Raw genomic sequence first — 2,329 nt, forward strand, 5'->3', positions numbered from 1 at the left:
GGGGAAGGGGGGATAGGGGGCGAAGGGGGGATGTGGTGAAGACTTCTTGAAACCTAGCTTATCGGGAAAGGATGGAGTATCAAGTGCGATCGAGGACTTCTTCGGGGCGATCGCGTTCGCGGAGAATGCGATCGAGATCGGATTCGAGTTTAGCTTTGCGGCGATCGTGCAACGCCTGTTTTTCTTCGCGATCTTGACGCAATACACCCCACAGATGCACCGCCGCTAACGCCACTACACCGGTCGATAACACGTAGCTGTGGAGCGCATACATCCGTTGTAGCGTATCGGTATTAATCCCGCCGCCTCCGGTGAGGAGTTCTCGAATCGTGGAACCGACAACGGGAAGGGATTCAATAATTCCCAATTCTACCGACAGTCGCCAGAAGCCTTCTTGCGTCCACCCGAGAACCATGGCCGTCCACGCTAGGGCAATTCCCGCTAAAATGAGCAAGATGCCACTCGTCCACGAGACCGTCCAACTCAGACGAGATTGACGAGAGAGAAACATCAGAACCATTTGAATCAGTCCCAATGCAATAACGAAATTCCCAGCGTAGTGGTGAATTCCGTAAACGATCGCGCCGAAGTTTACTTCTGTGGCGATCCGAGACAGCGATCGATAGGCTTCTCCTGCGGCGGGTTGGTAATAAAATGCTAGCAAAATGCCAGAAATTCCACTGAGAGCCACTAAGCTGACGATCGCTACGGCGATAAGGGTGGTCGATCGCCGCAAGAGATAGTTGCGGTTGATTTGAGTTATCATAGTAAGTTTAGTTCGATAGCGACAAAGTTGCATGGTAAAAGACCGGGTCAGTGCCGATAGCACCTCCCGTTTCGCTCGTACCGTTCTTTTTATTTGCCCGAATGTAAGTCTGCTTATCTCGAGCTTAACAAATATTTATGATTTGTGAGAGTCTGCGATCGCCGTTTCTTCGTTCGATCTCGATAATTGTTTTAATTCGTTTAAAATAAGTGTTTTTAGCGGATATATTTTATATTTTTAAAGATAAAACGACTCTCAGTCTGTTTTACGATGTCAGAACGCGACGATCGCTTCGCATTCTTACGTTGAAGCTTGGGGTTGTCGCCTTGGAATGTCAATGATGAATTCTGCCCCTCGTCCAGCTTCAGAACGACACCGAAGCGTTCCACCATGTTTTTCGACAATAATTTGGTGGCTGATGGACAAGCCGAGACCCGTTCCTTTCCCGACCTCTTTTGTGGTAAAAAAAGGATTGAAGAGTTTATCTTGAATTTCGACTGGAATTCCGAAGCCATTATCGACAATCCGAATTGTTATTAGATCGGAATTTTTAAATTCTGTATAAATTTCGATCCGATTGGGATCGTTTTGAATCTCTTCGTAAGATCGCTGTTTGTTACGTTCTTCTACAGCATCGATCGCGTTACTCAATAAGTTCATCAACACCTGATTGAGTTGACCGGGATAACATTCAAGTTTGGGAAGTTGTCCGTAGTGTTTGACGACTTCGATCGCCGGACGATCGGGTTTAGCTTTCAAACGATTGAACAGAATCATTAGCGTACTGTCGATCCCTTCGTGAAGATCGACTTCTTTAATTTCGGCTTCATCGAACCGAGAAAAAATGCGTAAAGATTTAACAATTTCTCGAATTCGCTCTGTACCGACTTGCATCGATTGAAAGAGTTTTGGAAGATCGTCGCTTAAAAAATCGAGTTCGATCGCTTCGATCTCGTCTTGAATGTTAGAATTGGGATTGGGATATTGCTCTCGATACAGTTCGACTAAGCCGAGCAAATCTCGGACGTACTCGTCTGCATGGACGAGATTTCCGTGAATGAAGTTTACAGGATTGTTGATTTCGTGCGCGATTCCAGCGACCATTTGTCCCAAACTAGACATTTTTTCGCTGTGAACCATTTGTATTTGTGTTTGCTGAAGCTGTTGCAACGCATTTTGAAGATCGGAATTTTTAAGCTGGAGTTCTTGCGTTCGCGATCGCACCTGCTGTTCTAAATTTTGACTGTACGATTCGAGTTGTTGGTTGGCTTGAATTTGTTCGTCGAGTAGCTGCTTGACTCGTTCGATAAGATAATCGATCGATGTACCTAGTGCAGCGTCAAAACTTAATTTTAGGGTAGACCGAGGCCAGCTTGCAGCGTGCGTCCTCTACCTTCATCTGCCAGTCAACCCCGCGCTGGGAATGGTTAATGTCGCTCGACCAAGCAGCGGTTTCCGCTCGTAACTGGTCGAGGTCGCCAAAGCGCCTGCCATCAATACACTGTCGAGTCATGGCACTCAACTCGTTTTCGGCAATGTTGAGCCAACTGCCATGCTTGGGGG

General features: G+C 46.8%; 2 protein-coding genes and 1 pseudogene. All 3 read right to left on the bottom strand.

The features are described from left to right. Positions 1 to 79 precede the first annotated feature (79 nt). On the bottom strand, positions 80 to 766 hold the full coding sequence (locus GEI7105_RS0122965; RefSeq protein ID WP_017662751.1) for a cytochrome b N-terminal domain-containing protein: 687 nt from the start codon (positions 764 to 766) through the stop codon (positions 80 to 82). A gap of 300 nt (positions 767 to 1,066) precedes the next feature. Next, positions 1,067 to 1,990 carry a sensor histidine kinase gene (locus GEI7105_RS32025; protein ID WP_017662752.1) on the bottom strand — a complete coding sequence of 308 codons (924 nt, stop codon included), beginning with the start codon at positions 1,988 to 1,990 and terminating at the stop codon, positions 1,067 to 1,069. A gap of 115 nt (positions 1,991 to 2,105) precedes the next feature. Beyond that, positions 2,106 to 2,329 (bottom strand): annotated as a pseudogene (locus tag GEI7105_RS32030) (IS630 family transposase); the annotation flags it as partial.

The organism is Baaleninema simplex PCC 7105, from assembly GCF_000332355.1.
Lineage (GTDB): Bacteria > Cyanobacteriota > Cyanobacteriia > Cyanobacteriales > Geitlerinemataceae > Baaleninema > Baaleninema simplex.

Coding starts and splice junctions, on each gene's coding strand:
- GEI7105_RS0122965 (WP_017662751.1), bottom strand. CDS start 766: ATGATAACTCAAATCAACCGCAACTATCTCTTGCGGCGATCGACCACC.